Here is a 1,737-nt window from a genome sequence, read left to right as displayed (position 1 = left end):
GCGTACAAAGTCATGAACTTTACTCTCCTCATGGAGATGTTCGATATTTTCGTTTACATATGCTTCTGCAATTTCTTCAGAAATATCTTCACAATTATTCTCAGAAGGATTGATGCGAAAGATTTGGATTGCATCATCTGCCTCGTCAATAATTTTTAGAACTTGGCTTTCATCTAGTGGTCCAGACCGACCAATGTTTTGATCATCATCATAGACAACTAATAAAATTTCATCGGAATTTATAAGAATTGGATTTTCCATAATTTCTCCTCCCTAACGCCTCTTGGCAATTGTTTGTACGTGGTTTATGGAATATATATAATACGCATAATGCATACTTGTCAACAACAAAATATGCGTTATGTGTATTTTATTTTAACGGTATAAAAATCTTGTAAGAAGATTTTTTCTAAATGACGATTCTCATGAAAGGGGAAGGTGAATGGTTATGAAAACAATAAAAAGTGATATAGAATTAGATAACGAAATAATGCATCTGGTTTCTACATTTAGTAATGAAAGAAAAAAAGCTTTTATTTTTTTTCTTCTGCATGCAGGCGATTTAAAAGGTGAAGAATTGTTTCTTTATCTGGTTGAGTTGTTTTTTGCAGTAGATTAATAATTTGCTCATCAACAGTTTGTTTTGTGGCAGGAGTTGGAAAGGAGGGGCCTTCTCCCTCTCCAGTTAATAACCATCCTTCACTAATTCTAAATGCTTTTGCATATTTCGCAGATGCCCGTGATATTCCTCTTAATCCTTGTTCGTGCTGTATATAGCTAGAGTAGTTCCAGCCAAAATATCTAGCTGCTTCTTTAGCACTTCTAAAACCACGCGCTAAACGCGCTTTTATTAATCTAGCAGATTGGTCTATCGTGTTACTAAGCATTTTTATCTCCTTAATATATTCATATTGCATATAATTGGTATGCATTTCGACTTGACTTTTAAGTACTCATAATGCATATTATTTTTTATGGGAAAAATAGCAGTAAAACAGTTACGTAAAAATCTGAATTTAACTCTGAAAGAAATGGCAGCACGGTTAGGCGTCAACAAGTCAACAGTATGGCGTTGGGAAAAATATGGTGTTCCTTCAAGAGGAGCCGTTGCATATCTTCTCGAAGCGTTATGGAATGAACAATCTCCTCCAACGCCTTCTTTTGTCAAGGGTTCCACTGTTTGCATGAAGCCATGTGAACAAAATGAAATGACGAAGCTTCAATATGAAGAAAAGAATGAACAGCAACAGCAGCATTCACATTCTTAAAGAAGAAAGATCAGAGATGATAGATGTCCCACAGATCACTATAAGCAAAGTCCAGTTGATTGATCTTGTTAATAAGATTGGACAGGAAAACATATATTATGGTGTCCTTTCGCCTCAAGATGCATGTTTTGAGATAAGTGTAGATCCCTCATCAACAGGTTGTTTTGTCTATATGCTGCATAGTATCTTTGTGCGTGATGATAGAAATTATTTTCCATTATTTCCGTACGATGATTTTAATCAATGGTTTTCATCTGTGTTTACGCAAGCTTTTACAACTTGGTTTGATAATTATTTTTCTCAAGAGTTGTCATCTTTTTATCGCTTAAATGAGCTAATCTTATTTATAGCCTTAGTCAAAAATAGGCTTGATTTCTTAAGGGATAAACTCATCGAAAAAAGAGAAGAAGAAATCAAATTAATAAATGATGCGTGTAGTGTGTGTCTGAATTGAGTTAATCCACTTTTT

At 34.3% G+C, this 1,737-nt stretch carries 4 protein-coding genes; 2 read left to right on the top strand and 2 right to left on the bottom strand.

What is annotated here, in order from left to right; all coding sequences use genetic code 11:
- Positions 1-261: hypothetical protein (locus ACFILU_RS00540; protein ID WP_375674344.1), on the bottom strand; the 261-nt coding region annotated here is incomplete at its 3' end.
- A gap of 272 nt (positions 262-533) precedes the next feature.
- Entirely contained in the window at positions 534-887 is a 354-nt protein-coding gene (locus ACFILU_RS00535; RefSeq protein WP_375674343.1) for a helix-turn-helix domain-containing protein, read from the bottom strand.
- Positions 888-974: 87 nt separating this feature from the next.
- On the opposite strand from ACFILU_RS00535, the gene ACFILU_RS00530 reads away from it, so the two are divergent.
- Positions 975-1,268, top strand: a complete 294-nt coding sequence (locus tag ACFILU_RS00530; protein WP_375674342.1) for a helix-turn-helix domain-containing protein — start codon at positions 975-977, stop codon at positions 1,266-1,268.
- Entirely contained in the window at positions 1,237-1,722 is a 486-nt protein-coding gene (locus ACFILU_RS00525) for a hypothetical protein (protein ID WP_375674341.1), read from the top strand. The genes ACFILU_RS00530 and ACFILU_RS00525 overlap by 32 nt, the downstream gene beginning before the upstream one ends.
- Positions 1,723-1,737: the final 15 nt, after the last annotated feature.

The organism is Bartonella sp. CL100XZDX, assembly GCF_042195375.1.
GTDB lineage: Bacteria > Pseudomonadota > Alphaproteobacteria > Rhizobiales > Rhizobiaceae > Bartonella.
Note: the sequence above shows the minus strand (reverse complement) of the source record. Positions and strands in the feature narration are given on the sequence as shown.